The following is a 20,836-nucleotide window of genomic DNA, read 5'->3' as shown; positions in this document are numbered from 1 at the left end:
CCGCCGAGGTCCGTCGCACCCTCGACGGACCTCGGCGGGACCGTGGGTCGGCCGGTCTCACCGCGGCGGGTCCTCGGCGAGGGCGCGCTGATGCCGGGCGAGCGCATGGGCGATGTCACGGGTCGCCGGGTACAGCCGTAGATAGAGGCCGTACAGGTCGTCGTACCGGGACCGGCGTCGCGCATCGGGCGCAACACGCTCCCGCACCGGATTCCAGGTGTCGATGTCGACGTCCGCGATCGCGCCGGCGGCGAGAAAAGCGGCTCCGTAGCTCGCGCCGATCGTGACGGTCCTGATCTCCTGTTCCAGGCCGGTGACGTCGGAGACGATACGGGTCCACAGACCACCCCGGGTGCCCCCGCCGACGGCGACGACCCGGCGGATGTCGGCGCCCGCCGCACGCATCGCCTCCACGTTGTGCCGTACACCGTAGGCGCTGGCCTCCAGCGCGGCGCGGTACAGATCACCTCGGGTGTGCTCCACCGTCAGACCGGCGATCACCCCGCGGGCGTCCGGATCGGCGACGGGGGTGCGCTCGCCCGCGAAGTAGGGCAGCATCAGCAGGCCCTTCGCGCCGGGGCCGGACGCCTCGGCCTCGGCGAGCAGCGCGTGGTGGTCGGGAGCGCCGAGCAGATCCCGCAGCCAGTCGGTGATCACCCCCGACGTCGCCATGCCGCCCGCCAGACTGCGTGTACCGGGCAAGGCCCCCACGGTGCTCCACAGTTGGGGCACCAGCAGCCGCTCCGACACCGTGTTGATCAGGAACATGGTGCTGCCGTACATGAGCATCAGGTCGCCGGTGCCCTGGGCGCCCACGCTCAGCGCCTCGGACCAGGCGTCGATGGTGCCGGTGACGACCGGAATCCCGGTGGGCAGCCCGGTGGCGGCGGACGCCTCGGCGGTGACACGGCCGGCGATCTCACCCGGCCAGCGCAGGGGCGGCAACTCGATGTCCGGCGCGATGCGCCGCGCCCAGGGGCGGTACCACTCCTGGCCGAGGGAGTCGTACAGCGGCACGGACTGGCTGGCCGAGTGGTGGTCGAGAACGTAGACACCGGTGAGTTGCCGTACGAGATAGGAGCTCGGCATGTACAGCCGCCGGGCGCGGGCGGTGACATCGGGACGGTGCTCCGCCAGCCATACGATCTTGGGGCCGACCGCCTGGGTGGACAGCAGGGATCCGCAGCGGCCGAGCACGGCGTCGCGGCCCAGTTCGGCGTCGAGCCGGGCGATCTGGGCGGTGGCGCGGGTGTCCACGCCGTACAGGACGGCCGGGTGCAGCGGTGTGTCCGTCTCGTCGGCCAGGGCGACGCAGGGGCCCATGCCACTGACGCCGACCGCGTCGACGACGGTGCCCGGCGCCACCAACTCGCGGGCGAGCGCGATGAATTCGTCCCACCAGACACGCACGTCCATCTCGACGTGGCCGGGCCGGGGCCGGCTTACCGCATGCGGGCGCACGGCGGTGCCCAGAACCGTACCGTCCCCACCGACCAGCACGCCTTTGCTGCTGGACGTACCGATGTCGACACCGAGCACCGTCATGCGTTCCCGTCCTCCGCATAGAGACTCCCGGGACATCGTTCCCCTCTTCGGGGACGATCAGCGGTCGCAACGCGAAGTGGGTACCGCGCTGTTGACGTCTCAGCCGTCCGCCGGTGCCGCCATCCCGGGCAGTACCAGCGTGAAGACCGAACCGACCCCCGTCTCGGACGCGGCGGTGACGGTACCGTCGTGAGCGGCGGCGAGTTGACGGACGATGGCCAGACCGAGGCCGCTTCCCCCGGTTCGTCTGCTGCGGGACTTCTCCGCGCGCCAGAACCGGTCGAAGACGTACGGCAGGTCCTGTGCCGCGATGCCGCCGCCGGTGTCGGCCACCTCGATGACCACCCGGTCGCCGGCGGCCCGCGCGGAGAGCGTGATCGTGCCGTCGGCGGGGGTGTGGCGGATCGCGTTCGACACCAGATTCCCGACCGCCTGCCGCATGCGGACCGGATCGGCGTCCAGCCATGGGCAGCCGTCCACGGTGGTGACCAGGTGGACACCACCGGAGTCGGCCGCGACCCGATGGGCGGCAGCGACCTGCGCGAGCACATCGTCCGCGCGTACGGGTTCGCGGTGCAGCCGCAGCGTCCCTGCGTCGGCGGCCGCCAGGTCCTGCAGATCGTCGATGACGCGCTGGAGAACCAGAGCCTCCTCATGGAGCGAGGCCAGCAGTTCGGGGTCCGGGTCGACGACCCCGTCGCGGGTCACCTCCAGCCAGCCCCGGATGTTGGTCAGCGGGGTGCGCAGTTCGTGGGCGACGTCGTTGACGAGCGCCTTGCGCTGCGCCTCCAGACGCTCCCTGCGTTCGGTCAGCGCGTTGAACGCCTCGGCCAGGATGCCGGTCTCGTCCCGGGTGGTGACGGGTACACGGACGTGCCGCTCCGGCGGCTGCTGTGCGGCATGGGTGAGTGCCCGCAGCGGCCGTACGAGCCGGGTGGCGACCACCGCGGTCACGCCCACCGTCAGCACGAGCACGAGTCCGGTGACCCCGATGACCTTGGCCTTGTTGGCAGGGGACATGTCGAAGCGCGGCAGGGTGCCGCCGCCGTTGCCCAGGAAGAGATCGGCCACGGGGGCGACGTAGGGGTCGAGCTGCTGCCTGCGGGACTCGGCGACGCAGTTGTCCGTCGATGCGTCGGCGGTCGTGGGACGTCCCGTCCTTGTCTTTCCGTCCTGGATGTAGTCGGCCTCGATGCCCTTGACGGAGAAGCCGACCGAGAGGATCACCTGCGGCGGGTGCGCCTCGGTGCGCGCCAGACATGTGTGGGTCAGGTCGGTCAGCGCGGCCAAGGCCTTCTGCTCGGCGGGCACGGGGGTGTTGAGCTTTCCGTCGGTGCACTCGGACGCGACGTAGCCGTCGCCCGACGCGGCCTCCTCCCCCGTCAGCACGGACCGGCCGCTCGGCGAGGTCCTCACCGTGGTCTCGAACCCGGCACGGCGGAAGCACTTCTGCCGTACCAGGGCGAGGGTGTGCACACGGGCCCGCTCCTTCGACGTGAGGCGGTAGGGTCCGACGGCCCGGGGGTCGATGCCGCTGAGCTGCGCCCCGGGTTCCGAGTAGGTGTCGGTGCGCAAGGGGTCCACGACGGCCGAGGCCCGGGGCGGCAGGGGGGTGCGACGGGTCGCGGAGTCGGCGAGGGGCATGCGTTCGGGCGTCGTCAGGGCGATGCGGCGCCCCGTGCGCACCGACAGCGTGTGGAGGGTCCTGCCCACGTCCGACCAGTCCGGGTGGGTGGCGGCGTATCCGCTCAGTTCCCGCAGGATCTCCGTGTCGTCGGCGAGTACCTGTCCCTGCTCCTCCTGAATGGCGCGCGTCGTCGTCTGCACGGCCAGCCAGGCCGTCGCCGCCACCGAGCAGACGGCGATCAGCACCGAGGTCACCATCAGCCGGACGAGCAGGCTCTTGCGCAGCGGAAGCTCCCGGCTCACCGGAGGCCCCTGCCGCACGGACGGCCGCCTCCGGACGCGCGTGGTGCCGGGGCCGGGGGGACAAGACCGGGCCGTCGCCGCCGCGCTCCCTCGCGAGCGGCCCCGGCACTGTGGACCACGGTCGCGGTGTGCCGCTCGCGTGGCCGCGTCGGGCGTATGAGCTCGGTCTGCTGCTCGTCGTCGTCCACGACCCGTAGATGTGCGCACACGCAGCCGATGCTAGGTGCAGCGTTCCGCACAGGGACGGGCGGGAGAGGCTTCCCACACACTGACATGCTCCTCACATCCCTGCGCAGGGCCGCGCGGCACACGGTTCAGCGCGCGAGTGACGCCGCGTCGCCCATCACGACCACCGGGTGCCGGGCCGGATCCAGCGCTCGCAGCAGCGCTCTCATGTCGGTCTTCCTCAGACTGATGCAGGCGTGGGTGGGACCGCCGTGGTCCACGTGGAACCAGATGCCTCCGCCGCGGCCCGCTCCGAGGGGCCGGGTCCAGTCGCGCGGCGAGGTGCCCGGCTTTCGGTTGTAGTCGATCGCGACCACGTAGTCGAAGGAGCCGGCCAGGGACTCGCCCTCGAAGCCGGTCCCGACGATCGAAAAGCCGCCCGAGTGGTCGTACGGCAGCCGGGTGCCCGGGTCGGGCAGCAGTCCACCGGCGTCGGTGAGGGAGAAGACGCCGATCGGCGAGTGCAGGTCACCCGCCGTGTGGTGGCTGGTCCAGCCCTTGAGGGCGTTGTGCGCGGGCCATTCCTGGCCGGACTGCCAGCCGGAGGCGGTGCGCTCGTGGAGCACCACGGTGGAGTCGGACGAGTCTCTGCCCTGTCCGGTCACCACAACCACCTGCCGGGCGGTCGAGGGGACCTCGGCCAGGGTCCCGGGCCCGAGGCCGGGCAGCTCTCGGGGGGTGGTGGAGGCGGAAGGGGCGGGCACGGGCACGGAGGTCTCCCGGACCGCCTCGGCGGCCGCCGCGCGCGGCGCCGTGGCCCGGCCGCCCTGTGCGCACCCGGTCACCAGGAGCGAGGCGACGAGGACCCCGGCCGGCACACGTATTGCTGTGATCATGCTCCGACCCTGACGAACACTTGTGAGGAACTCGTCAGCCCGGAGCGGCGAAAGGACCGTTCTCGCCGGGCGTTCCCGACGCCGGTCGGGGTTGTTGCCGTATCAGGACATGCGCGATCTTGGCGGAGGGAGTCCCTCCGGGACAGGATGCGCGCATGAAGGGTGACCTCTTTTCCAGTGACCACATGGTCCAGCCGGCCTCCGCGCCCGGCATGTCCGTGCAGAACGCCAAGTCCATCCGGTATGTCGTGAACGGCGAGATGATGGCCCGGCAGGGGGCGATGGTCGCCTTCCGCGGGAATCTGCAGTTCGAACGCAAGGGCCAGGGCGTGGGCGGGATGCTCAAGCGGGCCGTCACCGGTGAGGGGCTGCCGCTGATGGCGGTGCGCGGCCAGGGCGAGGCGTGGTTCGCGCACGAGGCGCAGAACTGCTTTGTCGTGGACGTCGAGCAGGGCGACGAGTTCACCGTCAACGGACGGAACGTGCTCTGCTTCGACGCGACCCTGTCGTACCGGATCCAGACCGTGAAGGGCGCGGGCATCGCCGGTGGCGGCCTGTTCAACAGCGTGTTCACCGGGTCCGGCAAGCTGGGTCTGATCTGCGAGGGCAACCCCCTCGTCATACCCGTCTCGCCGCAGTATCCGGTCTTCGTCGACACCGATGCGGTGGTGGGCTGGACGGCGCACCTGAACACGTCGCTGCACCGGTCGCAGTCCATCGGGTCGATGCTGCGCGGTGGTTCGGGCGAAGCGGTCCAGCTGAAGCTGGAGGGCGAGGGATACGTGGTCGTACGGCCCAGCGAAGTGACGCCGCAGAAGGAGCACTGATCGCCGGGGCCCCGTCGCGGCGGGGCCCCTTCCGCTCTGCGGGCCGTCAGCGCCCCGAAGCCGGGGTGCCGGACGCGGCCGACCTGGACGGCGGCCCACACGCTGTCGACCGCCCGGCGCTCGGTGCTGCGTGCGCCGTACAGGTCGGCGGCGTCCGGTGTGGCCGCACGGGCCCCGTGCACCATGTCGCCGACGGCGTTCCTGCCGCTGCCCTCGGCCGGCGGGTGGAAGGCGTGCGGCAGCCACCCGAGCCGGCGTGCAGCTCGGCGCCGCAGGACTCGGGCGACCAGGAGTCGACGGTGCCCTCGAGCCTGTTCGGGGGCGGTTGGTCGAGTCGGCGCAGGGACTTCCGCCGCGGTCACGTCCACATCACGGGTCGGCGGCAGGGCGCGGTTGCCCCGTGGCGGGTGTCGCACCGCCGCCGGTTCCGGCACCGGCGGTCCGCGGTCCGCCGGGAGAGCGGCCGTCAAACCGTTCGACGGGTCAACACACTGAGTGGAGCCGGCAGTTCGGCAGTCGGGTGCACGGGCGACGGCACGGTGTCCAGGAGGGCGTCCGCGGCGCGCGGACGACGCCGGGCCCCGTTCGGTGCGGCGGCGCGACCACCCGCCTCCGCCGCCAGGTCGGCCGCCCGGCGCAGTTCGCCCGTGCCGTCGCGGGGGACGGGCACATGGTGTGTATCCGCGCCCGTACATCCGTCCGGGGCCTGTTCGGATCGGTCGCGCCACGCGGTCGTTGTTGATCAGGACGACGCTCGGGTCCTCAAGGTTGCTTCACAGCAGGGGTGTTGCCGATGTGATCGTTGACGCTGCTCGGCGGCTCCCCTCAGGAATCCGCCTGTCGGTCCCCGCCCCGGACCCGGCCAAGTGGTCGGGTCCGGGACCGCCCTGGGACCGGTTCAGCTGGACCGGTAACGGGAGGCGAGTTCCGGGCTCTGTCCGCCGAAGGCGTCGAGGTCCGCCCGGAAGACGGCGTCGAGGAGAGCGGTGTCCTCGACGCCGGGTGCGCAGACGACCTCGCCGAGTTCGAGGCCGCGCAACCCGGCGGTGACCACGTCCTCGGCGCTCATACGGGGCACGACACTCATGTCGAGTCCCTGCCGCGTGTGGAATTCGGTGGCGACGACGCCCGGGCACAGGACCTGAACCTGGACGCCGGTGTCCGCCAACTCGGCGCCGAGGGTCTGGGACATGGCGACGAGGTGGGCCAGGGAACCGGCGTAGACGGCGCGGCGGGGCATGACGGACTTGTCGGCGGGACCGCTGAAAGCGATCATCCCGGCCACGTTGACGATCGCCCCTTCGCCCCGCTCCTGCATGCCGGCAACCGCGGCGCGGGTGAGCATGGTGGGCGCGACGACCTTGACGTGGACGAGTTCGCGGGCCTTGTCGGCGGGCAGCTCGGCCAGCGGCATGTAGTGGGCGACACCGGCGTTGTTCACGAGCATGGTCAGCGGCTCGCCGGCACAGATCTCGGCGACGGTGTCGACGCCGTCGTCGGTGGACAGGTCGGCGGCGACGGTGCGGACGTTGACGCCGGTGTGGTTGGCCGCGAACTCCTCGAGGCGCTCCTTGTTGCGGCCGACGATGATCAGGTCGTAGCCGTCCGCGGCGAGGCGTTCGGCGAATGCCTTGCCGATGCCGGAGGTGGCGCCGGTGACGAGGGCGAGCTTGCTCATGGTGCTGTTCCTTTCGAATGTCGGCCGAAGCGGCCGGAGTGGGGTTTTCGGCGAGGCACCGCTCGGCGACGGCCTCGGGCAGATCGCCACCCAGGTGGTGATCGCCGGCGCCGCAGCTCCGGCGGATCGGGTACCGAGCCGGTTGTCGGCAGGACGCCCGGTCGGCGGCGAACAGTGTGGGGTCGAACCGTGAGGAGGGTGTCCTTGCCGTGGCGCGAGGTGGTCCGGGCGATCCGCCCGTATCGCCCGTGGCCCCGGCTGCTGCGTTCGCGCAGGTCCGGCCGCGTCACGTCATCGGCCGGCCCGGGTTTCCTCGGAGGAGGTGAGCGCCGGCGTTGTTCCGGCGTCGAGGCGGTGCAGCAGCCGCGCAAGCCCGTGTGCCCCGGCGAGACCGCGCTCGGTGACGGCGGTCGCGTCGATTCCGGCCTCGCGCACGGCCTGGTCGAACAACTCCATGTCCAGTGCTTCCACACCGGAGAGGTGTTCGACGTTGTCGAGCCGCACCATCGTGTTGAGCAGGGACAGTGCTGCGCTGGCGGCACTGCCCAGCTTGAGGACCTCCAGCAGCCGGCCGGGGTCCAGTTTCAGCTCCACGGCCAGTTCGACGAGGTCCCCGATCGTGGCCTGGTTCATCATCAGCAGCGCGTTGTTGAAAAGCTTCGCGGTCTGTCCCGCACCGGTCCCGCCGAGGTGCACCACGTGACGGGAGAAGGACTGGAACACGGGCCTGCAACGCTCGGCCGCGGACGATGGACCGCCGACCATCGTGGTGAGCCGGCGCTCCTGCGCAGCCGGGCGACCGCCGCTGACCGGGGCGTCCAACACCTCCGCATCGCCCTTCGCGCACAGCTCGGCCAGTCGCACGGCGTTGCCGGGAAGGCCGGTGCCGTGGTTGACGACGATTGCTCCGGGACGCAGCCCTTCGAGCATCTCCCCGGCCAGGTGCAGGACGTCGTCATCGGTGCTCACGCACAGGCAGACGATGTCGCAGGCTGCGGCCAGCTCACCGACCGTGTCGTGCCGCCGGTAGGTGACCTTGCCGAGGCCGTCCAGGGAGGCAGGACGCCGGACCCGGAGATGCAGGGGGAATCCCGCTTCGGCGATCGCGACGGCCATGGGCAGACCCTGGTCACCCAGCCCGATGAACCCCACGACGGGCCCTGCGGGCGTTTGTGCTTCTGTCATGCCTCCACGATCGGCAGGAACCACACGATCAGGGAGTAGACCCGTCTTCATGGGAACGGCAGTACCAGGACAGACAAGAACCTCTCTTGCCACAATCAAGGGCATGGCGACCACAGAACTCGGCGCGGCCCTGCACCACTGGCGCGACCAGGTCTCGCCCCGGACCGTCGGTCTGCCCTCGGGCGGACGCAGGCGCGCCGCCGGACTGCGCCGCGAGGAGTTGTCCCAGCTCGCCGGGGTCTCCGCCGACTACATCATCCGGCTGGAACAGGGACGCGCCACCAACCCCTCACCCCAGATCGTCGAAGCCCTCGCCCGCGCCCTGCGGCTCACCCAGGACGAACGGGACCACCTCTTCCGGCTGGCCGGCCTCGCCCCACCGGGTCCGGGCACGATCCCACGGCACATCACCCCCGGCGTCCATCGCATGCTGGACCGGCTGACCGGCACACCGGTCGCCGTCTTCGACGCTTCCTGGACCCAGTTGCTCGCCAATCCCCTCTACACGGCGCTCATGGGGGAATGGCACGGGAACGATCTCAACGCGGTCTGGCGCAACTTCCTCAACCCTCACGGCCGCGTACGTCACACCCCCGAATCGAAGGGCGCGCTCCAAGCGGCACAGGTCGCCGACCTGCGCCGCACCGCCGGCCGCTACCCCGACGACCCGGGCCTGAAGTCCCTGATCGCCGAACTGCGCCGCCGCAGCACCCCCTTCAACGATCTGTGGGAATCAGGCGCCGTCGCCGAACACCAAGCCGCCCGCAAGACCGTCGACCACCCCCACGTCGGTGCCCTCACCCTGGACTGCGACGTCCTCGGCGTCGCCGGCAGCGATCTGCGCATCATGGTCTACACGGCCCGGCCGGGGACCGAGGACGCCGACCGCCTGGCGCTCCTGAACGTCATAGGCACACAGCTGCTCACAGGGTGACCTCCCCGAAACGAAGCGGTGGGCCCGGTCCCCATGAGGCGCGCCGACCGAGGGATCGGTCCGGGGCGCAGCGACTGGCGGGGCTCCGGCTTCGACAGGACCCCGGTTGCGAGAGAGACGCGAGCGAAGCCGGGCACACGGGCGCCTGCGTTGCCGAAGCCGCGGGCGGCATGGTGTCCGCCTCGGGCCGGCCTCCATCGGCACCAGAACACATTTTCGAATGGAGGGGTACCCTGCCTCTATGGCCATGCACCTCCAGGGCTCGCTCTTCGACCAGACCGACGACATCCGGCTCGGCTCGCTCAAGGGGCTGCAAAGGACCCTGCTCGGGGCAGGGGCCTGGATCGACCTGCTGCCGGGCTGGCTGACCGGGGCCGACACCCTGTTCGAGAAGCTGGCCGCCGAGGTGCCGTGGCATGCGGAGCGTCGGCAGATGTACGAGCACATGGTGGACGTGCCGCGTCTGCTGTCGTACTACCGCGCCGGCGAGACGCTCCCGCACGCCGCGCTCGAGGAGGCACGCGCCGCACTGTCCGCCCATTACGCCGCCGAACTGCGGGAACCCTTCGTCACGGCGGGCCTCTGCTACTACCGCGACGGCAAGGACAGCGTGGCCTGGCACGGGGACCGGATCGGCCGCGGCGCGCGGGAGGACACCATGGTCGCCATCCTCTCCGTGGGTGCGCCACGCGATCTGGCTCTGCGCCCGCGCGGCGGCGGGGAGACGATCCGGCGGCCGCTCGGGCACGGCGACCTCATCGTGATGGGCGGCTCCTGCCAGCGGACCTGGGAACACGCCGTCCTGAAGTCCACTCGCGCGACCGGACCCCGGATCAGCATCCAGTTCCGGCCGCAGGGTGTGAACTGAGGGCCGTCAGGATGTGACCTGGGCCCGGTGAGGAGCTGACCGGCTCGGCCGGTCAGCCCATGAGTGAGCCCCGTCACGGACCCGAGCTCGGCCGGTCAAGCCGTGAGGTGAGCCCGGTCGAGGACCTCAACCGAGCCCGGTCAGGGTGTCAGGTGCGCCTGGACGGCCGGGGCGCAGCGGTCGACGATGTCGTCGAGGTCCCTGGCGCGCAGATGTGTGCCGCGTGCGATCCCGAACATCACTCCCAGGCCCAGCAGCGATCCCAGCGCGAGTTCCGCGCGCAGGCCCGCGTCGGGACCGGTCAGCCGCGCGGCCAGACGGTCGCTCACCTGGGTGCGGAAGTTGGCGCGCAGGATGTCGCCCTGTTCACCGTGCAGGGGCGCGAACACGATGCGCAGGATCGGGTCCGCTCCCTGTTCGGTCTGGCTCCTCAGGACGTGGCGCACCATGTGCCGCCCGAGGTCGGGGAGCGGTGCGCCGAGCAGCGCGGCCACGTCCGCCTCGAACGACATGACCTGCGAGAAGAGAGTGTCCTTGTTGCCGAAGTACTTCAGGATCAGCGGAGGGCTGACCCCCGCCCGGTCGGCGACCGCCTTCAGTGTGATGTCCCCGTGGGCGTGCCGGGCGAGGAGGTGTCGCGCGGCCCGGAGGATGGCGGCCTTGGTGGACTCGGCGTCACGGCGCCCCGGCGGCCTGCCCTGACCGCCCGTACGGGGTGCGGGCGTCCTTGGCGCGGCCTCGGCGTTGCGGCTGGTCGCCGTCGCCTCGTGCAGGGATGCCGTCGCCTGCCCGGTGATCCGGTCCGTGGATGCGGCGGCGCGCCCGTCGGTCACCGTGATCACGCTCCTTCCAGTGCCTCTTCCTCGGCCGGCGCCGCCCGCCGCCGGAGCCTGCGGACACCGCCGTCGGGAGCATTGTCTCCGGGGATGGTGAGGGCGGCGGCACAAGCGACCAGGGCGACCGTGCCCGCCATGGCGAACGCCAGCAGATAGCCGTGCAGGGTGGGGACGGAGGCTCCGCCCACGAGGCTGGTGTGCCGGACCAGGACCGCCGCGACGGCGGCACTGCAGGTGGCCTGGCCGATGGTGCGCATCAGCACGTTCACACCGTTCGCGGAGGCCGTCTGCCCGGCCGGTACGGCACGCAGGATCAGCGTGGGCAGCGCGGAGTACGCGAGGGTGGTGCCGGTCGCCACGATCGAGGCACCCACGATGATCATCCACAGGTCGCGGCTGTCGGCGATGCGTACCGCGTATCCGAGGGCGAGCACCGCCGCGCCGAGGGCCAGGGTGACCCGGGGACCGCGGGCCGTGGAGATCCGGGCCGAGAGCGGCGAGAACAGCAGCATGATCACTCCGCCGGGCAGCAGGCACAGCCCGCTGCCCACGATCGACAGCCCGAGCCCGTAGCCGGTGGCCTTCGGGGCCTGGACGAGCTGCGCCGTCACAAGCGAGTTCGCATAGAAGCCGAAGCCGACGAGAAGTGCGGTGAGGTGGGGCAGGGCGACCCGCGGGCGGGCCGCGAGCCGCAGGTCCACGAGGGGGTGTTCGGCACGCAGCTGCTGCACGCACCACAGCACCAGGATCACGACGGAGCAGCCGAACAGACCCACGATCCGGGGGCTGCTCCAGCCCCACTGGCCGCCTTCCGAAACGGCCAGCAGCAGACTGGCGAGGCCCGCGGCGAGGCCGAGTGCGCCGAGGACGTCGAACCGGCCGGGGGATCGCTCGGGCGACTCACGCACGGCCCACCAGGCGAGGAAGAGACCGAGCGCACCGAGGGCGCTGGTCAGCCAGAACATGGCGTGCCAGTCGACGTACTGGACGACGAGCGCCGCGAGCGGCAGCCCGAGCGCCGCGCCGATGCCCACGGTGGAGCTCATGAAGGCGACCGCGGATCCGGTCCGCTCGGGCGGCAGTTCGTCGCGCAGGATGCTGATCGACAGCGGGACGACCGCTGCCGCCGCGCCCTGGAGCGCCCGGGCCGCGATGAGCACCCCGATGTCGGAGGACAGCGCGCACATCAGTGAGCCCACGGTCATCAGCGCCAGGGCGATCACCAGCACGCGCCGTTTGCTGTACATGTCTCCCGCACGCCCGAGTACCGGGGTCAGCACCGCACCGGACAGCAGGGTGGCGGTCACCATCCAGGACACGGTGCCGGCGGACGAGCCGGTGAGGCGGGGCAGATCGGGCAGCAGCGGAACCACGACGGTCTGCATGACGGCCATGAGGATTCCACCGAAGGCCAGCACGGGGACCGTCATCCGGTCCCGCAGTCCCGTGCGTCCGACCGGCCGCGCAGGGGGTGCGGAACGATCGGACGGCGCGGGTATCGGGGGCATGGGTGCTCCGGCGGTCGGTGTGGAGGTGAGGTGAATTCCCATTCACCCTAGCTGGTGAATAGCCATTCACCGAATCACCGACCGCCTGGGCCGACTCCCGCCCGACGGCGGCGCCCCCTCCACATCGGCCGCCCCATACGGCAGTTCGCGTCACGTTCCGGGAGTCATCGGGGTCACCGGAGGGCGGTTCTTCGTGAAGAAACTTCACCCCCCACCTCCCCGACGGGGGGAATCCTCCCGTCCGATGTCCGGACGGTGCCTGGAGAGGCAAGATCAACTCACTTGAACTCTGCGTGGGATGTTGACAATTGTCCTGATCGCAGCCAACCGCTCCGCCGCGATTTCCCCGGCCGCCCGGCCGACGGACGGGCAGGACACATCGTCGAACCCCCGTTGCCCGGACGGATCTCGGCGCGCGCCCCGCCTCGGCGGCTGCCTACATGCCGGTGTCGCGCCCTGCCCCTCCCCCGGGCTACCGGTTCTCGTTCCGGCCGAATGTCAGACAGGCGACGTGCCGAAGGAGTCGGCCGACACGGGCAGGGCTCTCTCGCTGCGGCAGAAGCAGAACGGATACGGCCCGGTCACGGTGTCTCGGGGGGAAGGATGAAGAGGCCGGCGACCTTCTCGTCCGTGTCGAACGCGACACGGGCCTTCATGTCGCCGGCCTCGTACCGGAGCGGGATGTCGACGACCGTGTGGTCACCGATGCGCCGGACGAAGGGTTCACCCTCCCCGAAGCCCTCGAACGCGCCGACCAGGCCGATGACCGCGGCAAGGCCGTTCCCTCGCACCTCGTCGGTGAATGCCGCGAGCACCTCGGCGTTGAACGACCGCCGGGCTTCGTCCATCCGGCCTTCGAGGACAGCCGTGACAACGGTGAGAGCGCGTTCCGCGGCGTCGGCCATGCGCACCGTCTTGTCCATGGGTTCTCCCGTCCGGGGGTCGATGGGTTTGCCGAAGCGCTGGAAGGCGGCTTGACGGGTGACTCCGAGCAGGTCCCCGATCTCCTGCCAGGTGTGGCCGGCGTCCCGGGACTGCTGCACACACAGCTTGAACACCCGCTCGGCCAACTCGTCGATGGCCTCGGAACGCCGGACCAGGTCGAGATGGGCCGACGGTGTCAGCGGACTGCCCACCGCCTCGGCCAAGGCAGAGGCCTTGTCGGCCAGCAGGGCGCTGAGAGCGGCGAGGGACATCGGAGAGTCGGCCACATGTCAAGGCTGCCTTTACGTTGCCGACCTGTCAAGGACTCCTTTACGGCTTCCCGGGTCATGTCTGCGGGAACGGAAACGGCCGCTCACCGCGCGTCGGCCTTCGTCTACCCTCACCCCATGGGGGTGAGGATGGAGCACGCCGTTTTTGCATCGGTCACGTACTCCGCGATGTGTCCGGACTGCGGCGCGGCGACGGAGTGCCACGGTGTCCAGTCCCTTGCCGACGGCCGCGTGCGATGGGATGTCGAGTCGGCATGCTCGTCCTGCGGATTCGCCCTCGCCCTGTGCGGCGGGGACATGCCGAGCGAGCGGCGGGAGCAACTGCTCGCCGAACACGGACCGGTGACGTTGCGGGTGCTCGGCGCGTCATCGAACAACGTCGTGATCATGCGGGTGCTCCGAGCCGAGCTCGGCATCGACCTGGCGGCCACCAGGGCGGTGCTGCACAGCGTGCTGAGCGGCGACTGCTCGGGAACGCTCCCGGAGATGGAACATATGGCCCGCACGTTACGGGCGTCCGGCATCACCGCCGTGGCCACCCGGGCCTAAGCGTCGCTCGCAGCAGCCGGGTACGGATCGTGGCGGTGGCACGTTGCGGCCGGGAAGGTGGCGTGCGCAGCCCGGGTCTCGCACCGCTCCGCCGCGCCGGCACACCACCCCCGCCAACGGTCCGGCACGAGCCCAGGGTGCCGACGTCCGCCGCTTCCGGTCCCGAGCGAGAAGGCCGTGGGTGGGTTCATGCGGATGCCGTGCAAGGCCACTTGGGCGAGCAAGTGGACGCGCCCGAAAGCAACGGCGCGGCCCGGCACGGGAGCACGTCCGGCGGCGAGGACATACGATCAACAGCAATCATGCACACCACAGGAGCGTCAGGCCCCATGGACGTCACGTCGCACAGCCCGTGGGCGGGAACCGGCCTCGACCCGCTCAGCGGGCGGGTCCTGGAGTACTTGGTGGGCCGGCCGTCGGCCGATTGCCTCGCCGTGGCCGATGCGGTCCGCGCCTCTCCCGAAGAGACCGAGCGAGCGCTTGAGGCCCTTGAGGCTGCTCTCCTCGTGATCCGCGTCGAAGCCCGTCCCCCGCGGTGGAAGGCCGTCCCGCCACGCTCGTCGCTGGGGCCGCTGCTCGCCCGCAGACGCGGTGAACTGGCCCGGACCGAGCTCTACATGGAGCGGCTTCACGAGATCTACGACTCGGCGTCCCGCGCACAGACGCACTTGGTGGAAGCAGTGGAAGACGGCGCAGAGGTCGCCGCGCGCTATGTGCATCTCCTCAGAAGCAGCAGCCACGAGGTGCTGCACTTGGCCAAGCCGCCCTATGTGACCGGGCCCTCGGACGGGCCGGCCCACGCGGATGCCGCTCAGGCAGCCGTCCGGGAAGGTGTTCGGTTGCGGTCGGTCTACGAGACCGAGGGTCTCACCGACACGGTGTCGTTGGAGACGGCTCTGCGGGGCACGGTCGGCGGCGGCCGGCTCCGGCTGAGCGCGCATGTGCCCATCAAACTGGTGCTGTTCGACGCGACCACCGCTCTGCTGCCTCTGCACAGCGACCGGCCCTCGACGGGGTCGCTCGTCGTACGCTCCCCCGCCCTCGTCCACGCACTCGTCGCCCTGTTCGAAACGATCTGGGAGCACGCGACGCCTGCGACGCTGGAGAGCAGGCAGGACTCGCCCGTGCCGCGGCAGGGCCGGGAGCCGGCGCAGGTCGACGAACGGACCCGCGAAATCCTGAGCCTCATGGCGACGGGCATGAAGGACGACGCCATCGCCCGCGTACTCAACGTCAGCCGCCGTACCGTCCAGAAGCACGTCAGCGAGGCGGGCAGCGCCCTCGGGGCTCGGACCCGCTTCCAGATCGCGCTCCTCGCAGCCGAACGAGGCTGGCTGCGTCAAGGGGCCGTCACCTGACGCCGTAGCCCTGCGGGCACGCCGCACCGCCACGGCAACACCCTGCCCCCACGTGACCTGAACCCGCACCACGCCTACCGCACCGGCCTTGGGGGATTCAGGTCCAACGTCGTATCGGCGCTGCGCTCCGGGCCGGGCAGTCGGGTCGCGATACCGTCGATCAGGAAGGCGAGACTCAGCGCGAACTGTTCGTCCATGTCCGGCCCCGTGGGGGACGTCATCCACGCGGTCAGCGCCGGATGTCGGCCCCCCGCCGCCGCCAGCTCGCGCGCCGCTGTGATCGCCTGCGTCAGCTGCTCCGGGGTGTGCAGCCCATGGCGGCGCCGCATGGCCAGTTCCTCCGCCTCCTGCTGGGCGCTGCCGAAGATGTGCCGGTCGAGGAGCGCCGTGTAGGTCATGGCGTCACCGACCGTGGCCCCCTGCCGGATCAGGACCTGCAGCAGGAACTCGGTGCGGCGCATCATCCGCGGGCCCAGCGGCGGGCGTGTCGGGACGAGCTGCGCGTACCAGAGGTGGCGCTTGACCATGTGCCAGCTGTCGAGTGCCACTTGGCGCAGGTCGGCGCGCCAGTCGTCGCCGGGGTCCGCCGGCAGCGGGATCTCGCCGGTGACACGGTCGAGCATGAGGTCGACGAGGCCGTCCTTGTTCAGCACATAACGGTAGAGCGCCATCGGCGTGTACGGGCCGAGCCGGCGGGCGACCGCGGCCATGGTCAGCGCGTCCACCCCGCCCTCGTCGGCGATCGCGACGGCTGCCTGCACGATGTCGTCCCGCTCGAGAGGGCTCTGCCGGCGCCGGGGCGCGGGCTGGGTCCAGATCAAGGGGGGTGGCGAGCTGTCCGATTTTTCCTTCACGGTGCGAGTATATAGACTCAACCTTAGGTATACGAGATATACGCAAGCGAGGATCAAGGACATGAGGGAGACCATGAGCAAGGGCACGATCGGGACCAAGGACGGACCCGCCGACGGTCCGGCGGGCATCCGGCTGGGCGTCGTCCGCGGCATCAGCTATGGCATGTTCGGGACGCCGGACAGCTTCGTGCCCGAGTCCCGCACACTCGGAGCCGGGCTGGTGCGCGTCTATGTGTACTGGAGCCAGGTCGAACCGGAACCGGGGCGCTTCGACTGGACGGTCGTCGACGCGATCCTCGGCCAGCTGGATCCCGCCGTCGAGACCTGGGTGACCGTCTGCTGCAGTTCTCCGTGGGCCACCCGGCATCCGTCGAACTTCCTGCCGTCGTCACCGGCCAAGGATCTCGAGCAGTACGAACGGTTCGTGCGGGCGCTGGTCAGCCGCTGCCGGGGCCGTGTCGACCACTGGCAGTGCAACAACGAGCCGAGCAACACCGGCCTGCTCTGGGCGGGCACCGCACCGGAATACGTCGAGCAGCTGACCGTCTTCCACCGTGCGGTCCGCTCCTGCGACCCGGGTTCCGCAGTGGTGCTCGGCGGCTGCGGGTACGACGTCCTCTCGAGCCCGCCCGACAGCGAGGCCCGCCGGTTCTTCGACCATCTCGTCGAGCACGGACGGGACGCCTTCGACCTGTTCTCGGTCCACCTCTACGGCGATCCTCGGGCGATCCCGGAGCAGGTTGCGACCGTACGGCGGATGATGCGCCGTCACGGTTACGAACGGCCCGTCGTGGCCGGCGAGTACAACGGGCCGACCCTCTTCGAACTCCCCGAGGCACAAGGGGTGTTCGAGCAGACCATGACGGCGGCCTTCACCGGTGTCGGCTCCGGCGCCGCGGTGGGGGCGGACACGGGTGACCTCGCCGACGACGGTGCCGAGAAGGGCGCCGCCGAGACCCCGGACCGCAGGACGATGCGCGCCCTCTACGCCCGGATGCCGGACCTTCCGCCTCAGCTCCAGATGTTCCTCGAGGGCTGCTCCCCTCAGCTGGCGGCGAAGCGGGACCGAATCAATCAGCGGCAGATCGTCACACGCAATGTGCTCGCCCTCGCTTCGGGGATCACCAGGACGGCGTGCTGGAACCTGGCGCCGGAGATCCCGGACTACAGCGATCGGTTCAACCTCATGGGGTTCCTGTTCGGCAAGCTGGCGCTCATGGACTACGAGGACCGGCGGATGACCGGCCGACGCCCCGCCGCAGACACCTTCGCACTGCTGACCGCGCACCTCCGCGGCACCACCGCCGTGCGCCGACTCGACGGCGGCCATGACGGGCGCCCCGTGTTCGCCTTCGAGGTGATACGCGACGGGCGCGGTCCCTTGCACATTCTCTGGGCCGACGGTGACGTGTTCACGGGCGAGGACCAGCCCCCGGTTCCCGTCGCCCGGTCCTGGCCCCATCCCACCGTCCGGGCGGTCGACGCCTTCGGTGAGCAGCGGTCGGTCCGACATCAGGCGGGCACCGTGCACGTGGATCTCACCGTCACCCCGGTGTTCCTTTCCAGCGGCCCCCGGAGCTGACCGTGCCGGACGTGGCGACGGTCCGCCGCGGCATCCGGAATGCCCGTCGAAGGGGTCGCGGCAGCGGGCCCGGCCGGCTGCGCGGAGCGGCAGCAGTCACGACGGCGGCCCCACCCGCCCGTCCGGAACGGGAGCCGGCGACGCCGGCGACGCCGGCGACCGGCGCGGCCGGACATGGCGCCGACCGGGCGCCCTGTCGTTCCGAGGTCAGGCCGGGGGACGGCCCCGCCCGGCGCCCCGTGGACCGGTCGGGGCGCCGGGCAGAGCCGGGACAGGGGGTGCGGTCAGGAGGCGATGTCCGCCCGGGCCGCGGCTTTGATCAGCGTGTTGCGCTCGTCGGCCGTGAGCTCCCCGGCCGCCACACGATCCCGGCTGACCGCGGTGACCGCTTGCACCAGACCGCCCCTGTTGCGGAACGGTCCACGGTCCCAGACCTCGTCGAGGAAGGTCAGGCCTTCGGCGTCGGGCCGGTTCTCGATGCCGGTGGCCGTGGCTCCGAAGACGATCTCGGGTTCGGCGCGCTTGAAGTAGACGTGGTAGTTGTCCGTGGTGTTGATGTAGAAGGGCGCCAGCGTCAGGCCGTTGGTGGTGAACGTCATCGGTTCCCCGGTGGGCCGGATGGCGCTGCTCAGATCGCGGCTGAGGGGGTAGTCGCGGTACAGGGTGAGGTTCTGGTACGCCGTGGCCGAGCTCCGGATCACCAGGGGGACGGGGCCGTAGGCGACGGCCTGGGTGGCGGGGTCGTCCAGAGCGCGTTCGATCCGCAGGGTGAACGGCGCGGTGATCTCCACCCGGTCCCCGGTGCGCCAGCGCCGGTTCAGCGAGACGTAGGCGCCGGGCTCGGCGTCGATCCTCTGGCGCACTCCGTTGAGCCGGACGGTGAAGCCCTGCTCGGCCCAGTAGGGGACCCTCAGCCGGAGGTCGAGGTGGCCGCTGCCGGTCACCGTCAGGCTGCTGGTGTTGCTCGGGTCGGTCGGGTACTGCGTGGACTGGGTGACGGTCAGCCCGCGCTCCGGCCAGTGGAGGGTGGACGGAAGGTAGAGGTTCACGTAGAGGGTGGAGCCGTCCCTTGAACTGAAGTAGACGGAGTCCTGGAACTTCGCGTGGGTTTCGAGCCCGGTGCCGCCGCAGCAGGTGCCCAGGTTTCCGTACGAGCGGCGGGCGCCCGGATTGACCGGCACGAAATAGGTCAGCAGCGGATTGGTGTCGCTTGAGGTGTTCTGCCGTGAGGAGAGGATCTGCCCGTACAGGGCCCGCTCGTAGTACTGCATGTATTTCGGGTCGGCGGTGTGGAAGAACAGGCTGCGGCTGAGCTTGAGCATGTTGTAGACGCAGCACGTCTCGGCGTTGCTCTTCTGGATCGTGGAAGCGATGACGTCCCGTGCTCCGAATATCTCCCCCGAGCCCGCCATGCCGCCGTCGACATAGGTGCGGTGCGGCACCACCATGTCCCAGAAGTTCTTCGCCGCGTCGAAGTACGCGCGCTCCCCGGTCTGTTCGTAGATCTCGAGGTATCCCTGGTACTGAGGGATGTGCTGGTTGGCGTGTTCTCCGTCGATGGTGTCCTCGTCGGCGACGGCGGCGTCGAACAGGTAGGTGTTGTCGAAGCACTTGGCGGTGGTCAGGTACTTCTCGTCCTTGGTCAGGGCGTACAGGTCGGCCATGACCACCGGCATCGCGTTGTACTCGCCCGCGATGTAGATCTTCCACATCCGGTCGAGCTGGGTGCGCGGCAGGTGGCCGAGCCGGCTGTACGCCCAGTCGCCCATGCCCAGAACGATCTCCAGCGCCTGGTGATTGCCCGTGTGCTGATAGGCGTCGAGCAGCCCGCGCATGATCATGTGGCAGGTGTACCAGGGTGCCCAGATCGTGGGGTACGTCGCGTACTGCTCCAGCCGGATGTACTGCGTTTCGGGGTAGGCGGCCAGATAGCCGGCGTGACTGGGCGCCGCCGGGTCGCCGGTGCCGACCAGGGCGCCGAGGGCGTCCTGGCACTCGCCCAGCGCGGTGACCATGTAGTCGGCCTTCTCCTTGTAGGCCGGCTCGCCGGTGCCCGCGTACGCCAGGCACAGTGCGCTGAGGAAGTGTCCGGCGTAGTGGCCTCTGAGGTTGCCGTCCGCGGTCTCCCAGCCGCCGGGCGGCTGGGCGCCGAGGGTGTCGAGCCCCGCGTTGGTGCGGAAGACGGCGAGCATCCGGTCGGCCGAGTAGGCGTGCAGGAAATTCAGCACCCGGTCGCGGTTGTCCGTGAACAGGCTCGGCGCCAGCGTCACACGCGTGTTGTCGAACGGCTTGACGACCCAGGACGAGGGGACGGGCGAGGCGGAGGCAAGGACGGCCCCCGCTGCAGAGCCCTCCCCCACCGCGGCGGCCGTCGGGGCAGTCGCCGCGCCGGCCGCCGCCGGGAACATCGCCTGGAACGCGGGGATGGCGGTGGCGAGCGCGGTCAGCCGTAGGGCGTCGCGCCGTGAGAACTCGGGCATGGTGAACTCCTCGGTGACGGCGGAGGCCACGGGGGTCCTGTACGGCCGGGGCGGTGCGACGGCAGGCTCGGGCGGCCCGCCTGGGTGTTCCGGCCGGGGACGGGGAAGCCGTGACGTTCCGACAAGTGCGTACGGGGCGGGTGCGTGACGGGGCACGAGCGGGGCCGGACGGCGCGGGCGCGCGGTCGGGATCCGCGGGAGATCAACCCCTACCGATTGTTCGATATTTCGACCGTTGTTCGAGTTGCTGAGTGACAGTATGTGGGCCGTTTCCAGAGTGTCAATGGGGACATGAAGGTTCGGTTCGAAGAACGGCTGCCGGCGGCCGGTGGCCGGCACATCGGGGTGGAATGGCCCACAACTATGCACCGGACGTGGGCCGTTGACACGCCACCACAGGCACCCTACGCTCCGGCTCGTTCGTTCCA

Annotated in this window: 17 protein-coding genes; 7 read left to right on the top strand and 10 right to left on the bottom strand. The window is 70.7% G+C overall.

Features of this window, described 5'->3' with window-relative positions; genetic code table 11:
* Positions 1–57 precede the first annotated feature (57 nt).
* The 3 genes from ACSHXN_RS37950 to ACSHXN_RS37940 all read right to left on the bottom strand — a co-directional run bounded on the left by ACSHXN_RS37950 (position 58) and on the right by ACSHXN_RS37940 (position 4,535).
* The gene (locus ACSHXN_RS37950) at positions 58–1,545 is read right to left on the bottom strand and encodes an FGGY-family carbohydrate kinase (protein WP_438305489.1); all 1,488 of its coding nucleotides are present in this window, start codon (positions 1,543–1,545) and stop codon (positions 58–60) included.
* 99 nt (positions 1,546–1,644) lie between these two features.
* A complete protein-coding gene (locus ACSHXN_RS37945) occupies positions 1,645–3,474 on the bottom strand; it encodes a sensor histidine kinase (protein WP_355131696.1) in 1,830 nt (609 codons plus the stop codon).
* A gap of 314 nt (positions 3,475–3,788) precedes the next feature.
* Positions 3,789–4,535, bottom strand: a complete 747-nt coding sequence (locus tag ACSHXN_RS37940; RefSeq protein WP_355131698.1) for a L,D-transpeptidase family protein — start codon at positions 4,533–4,535, stop codon at positions 3,789–3,791.
* A gap of 155 nt (positions 4,536–4,690) precedes the next feature.
* On the opposite strand from ACSHXN_RS37940, the gene ACSHXN_RS37935 reads away from it, so the two are divergent.
* Positions 4,691–5,362, top strand: a complete 672-nt coding sequence (locus ACSHXN_RS37935) for an AIM24 family protein (RefSeq protein ID WP_355131699.1) — start codon at positions 4,691–4,693, stop codon at positions 5,360–5,362.
* 898 nt (positions 5,363–6,260) lie between these two features.
* Here ACSHXN_RS37935 and ACSHXN_RS37930 read toward each other — a convergent pair.
* Positions 6,261–7,040 carry an SDR family NAD(P)-dependent oxidoreductase gene (locus ACSHXN_RS37930; RefSeq protein ID WP_355131701.1) on the bottom strand — a complete coding sequence of 260 codons (780 nt, stop codon included), beginning with the start codon at positions 7,038–7,040 and terminating at the stop codon, positions 6,261–6,263.
* On the opposite strand from ACSHXN_RS37930, the gene ACSHXN_RS37925 reads away from it, so the two are divergent.
* Positions 7,039–7,233: a hypothetical protein gene (locus ACSHXN_RS37925; protein WP_383353578.1), complete on the top strand. Its 195-nt coding sequence runs from the start codon at positions 7,039–7,041 to the stop codon at positions 7,231–7,233. The genes ACSHXN_RS37930 and ACSHXN_RS37925 overlap by 2 nt on opposite strands.
* 98 nt (positions 7,234–7,331) lie before the next feature.
* Here the strand turns inward: ACSHXN_RS37925 and ACSHXN_RS37920 are convergent, their stop codons facing one another.
* On the bottom strand, positions 7,332–8,225 hold the full coding sequence (locus tag ACSHXN_RS37920) for an NAD(P)-dependent oxidoreductase (protein ID WP_438305485.1): 894 nt from the start codon (positions 8,223–8,225) through the stop codon (positions 7,332–7,334).
* A 103-nt stretch (positions 8,226–8,328) separates the two neighbouring features.
* Between ACSHXN_RS37920 and ACSHXN_RS37915 the strand changes: the two genes are divergently transcribed.
* Positions 8,329–9,159, top strand: a complete 831-nt coding sequence (locus ACSHXN_RS37915) for a helix-turn-helix transcriptional regulator (RefSeq protein WP_355131705.1) — start codon at positions 8,329–8,331, stop codon at positions 9,157–9,159.
* A gap of 241 nt (positions 9,160–9,400) precedes the next feature.
* A complete protein-coding gene (locus ACSHXN_RS37910) occupies positions 9,401–10,027 on the top strand; it encodes an alpha-ketoglutarate-dependent dioxygenase AlkB (RefSeq protein ID WP_355131707.1) in 627 nt (208 codons plus the stop codon).
* Positions 10,028–10,167: 140 nt separating this feature from the next.
* Here ACSHXN_RS37910 and ACSHXN_RS37905 read toward each other — a convergent pair whose 3' ends face one another.
* The 3 genes from ACSHXN_RS37905 to ACSHXN_RS37895 all read right to left on the bottom strand — a co-directional run bounded on the left by ACSHXN_RS37905 (position 10,168) and on the right by ACSHXN_RS37895 (position 13,582).
* On the bottom strand, positions 10,168–10,680 hold the full coding sequence (locus ACSHXN_RS37905) for a TetR/AcrR family transcriptional regulator (protein WP_355131736.1): 513 nt from the start codon (positions 10,678–10,680) through the stop codon (positions 10,168–10,170).
* Between the two features lie 185 nt (positions 10,681–10,865).
* Positions 10,866–12,371, bottom strand: a complete 1,506-nt coding sequence (locus tag ACSHXN_RS37900) for an MFS transporter (protein ID WP_438305481.1) — start codon at positions 12,369–12,371, stop codon at positions 10,866–10,868.
* A 581-nt stretch (positions 12,372–12,952) separates the two neighbouring features.
* Complete coding sequence (locus ACSHXN_RS37895) at positions 12,953–13,582, bottom strand: DUF3887 domain-containing protein (RefSeq protein ID WP_438305479.1); 630 nt, start codon at positions 13,580–13,582, stop codon at positions 12,953–12,955.
* A 120-nt stretch (positions 13,583–13,702) separates the two neighbouring features.
* On the opposite strand from ACSHXN_RS37895, the gene ACSHXN_RS37890 reads away from it, so the two are divergent.
* Both ACSHXN_RS37890 and ACSHXN_RS37885 read left to right on the top strand, forming a co-directional pair.
* Positions 13,703–14,134: a hypothetical protein gene (locus ACSHXN_RS37890; RefSeq protein WP_438305477.1), complete on the top strand. Its 432-nt coding sequence runs from the start codon at positions 13,703–13,705 to the stop codon at positions 14,132–14,134.
* Positions 14,135–14,463: 329 nt separating this feature from the next.
* Positions 14,464–15,492, top strand: a complete 1,029-nt coding sequence (locus ACSHXN_RS37885; RefSeq protein ID WP_438305475.1) for a helix-turn-helix transcriptional regulator — start codon at positions 14,464–14,466, stop codon at positions 15,490–15,492.
* Positions 15,493–15,566: 74 nt separating this feature from the next.
* On the opposite strand, the gene ACSHXN_RS37880 is transcribed toward ACSHXN_RS37885, so the two are convergent.
* Positions 15,567–16,346, bottom strand: coding sequence for a TetR/AcrR family transcriptional regulator (locus ACSHXN_RS37880; protein WP_356110004.1), 780 nt, complete (start codon positions 16,344–16,346; stop codon positions 15,567–15,569).
* Positions 16,347–16,407: 61 nt separating this feature from the next.
* Between ACSHXN_RS37880 and ACSHXN_RS37875 the strand changes: the two genes are divergently transcribed.
* Entirely contained in the window at positions 16,408–17,928 is a 1,521-nt protein-coding gene (locus tag ACSHXN_RS37875; RefSeq protein WP_438305472.1) for a hypothetical protein, read from the top strand.
* Positions 17,929–18,212: 284 nt separating this feature from the next.
* Here the strand turns inward: ACSHXN_RS37875 and ACSHXN_RS37870 are convergent, their stop codons facing one another.
* Positions 18,213–20,438, bottom strand: a complete 2,226-nt coding sequence (locus ACSHXN_RS37870) for a glycoside hydrolase family 127 protein (protein ID WP_438305470.1) — start codon at positions 20,436–20,438, stop codon at positions 18,213–18,215.
* Positions 20,439–20,836 lie beyond the last annotated feature (398 nt).

Origin of the sequence: Streptomyces sp. HUAS TT11 (assembly GCF_051553595.1) — a bacterium.
Taxonomy (GTDB): domain Bacteria; phylum Actinomycetota; class Actinomycetes; order Streptomycetales; family Streptomycetaceae; genus Streptomyces.
The sequence above is the reverse complement of the archived record's forward strand: the minus strand, read 5'-3'. Positions and strand labels throughout refer to the sequence as shown.

Coding starts and splice junctions, on each gene's coding strand:
- ACSHXN_RS37950 (WP_438305489.1), bottom strand. CDS start 1,545: ATGACGGTGCTCGGTGTCGACATCGGTACGTCCAGCAGCAAAGGCGTG.
- ACSHXN_RS37940 (WP_355131698.1), bottom strand. CDS start 4,535: ATGATCACAGCAATACGTGTGCCGGCCGGGGTCCTCGTCGCCTCGCTC.
- ACSHXN_RS37935 (WP_355131699.1), top strand. CDS start 4,691: ATGAAGGGTGACCTCTTTTCCAGTGACCACATGGTCCAGCCGGCCTCC.
- ACSHXN_RS37925 (WP_383353578.1), top strand. CDS start 7,039: ATGGTGCTGTTCCTTTCGAATGTCGGCCGAAGCGGCCGGAGTGGGGTT.
- ACSHXN_RS37930 (WP_355131701.1), bottom strand. CDS start 7,040: ATGAGCAAGCTCGCCCTCGTCACCGGCGCCACCTCCGGCATCGGCAAG.
- ACSHXN_RS37920 (WP_438305485.1), bottom strand. CDS start 8,225: ATGACAGAAGCACAAACGCCCGCAGGGCCCGTCGTGGGGTTCATCGGG.
- ACSHXN_RS37915 (WP_355131705.1), top strand. CDS start 8,329: ATGGCGACCACAGAACTCGGCGCGGCCCTGCACCACTGGCGCGACCAG.
- ACSHXN_RS37910 (WP_355131707.1), top strand. CDS start 9,401: ATGGCCATGCACCTCCAGGGCTCGCTCTTCGACCAGACCGACGACATC.
- ACSHXN_RS37900 (WP_438305481.1), bottom strand. CDS start 12,371: ATGCCCCCGATACCCGCGCCGTCCGATCGTTCCGCACCCCCTGCGCGG.
- ACSHXN_RS37890 (WP_438305477.1), top strand. CDS start 13,703: ATGGGGGTGAGGATGGAGCACGCCGTTTTTGCATCGGTCACGTACTCC.
- ACSHXN_RS37885 (WP_438305475.1), top strand. CDS start 14,464: ATGGACGTCACGTCGCACAGCCCGTGGGCGGGAACCGGCCTCGACCCG.
- ACSHXN_RS37875 (WP_438305472.1), top strand. CDS start 16,408: ATGAGGGAGACCATGAGCAAGGGCACGATCGGGACCAAGGACGGACCC.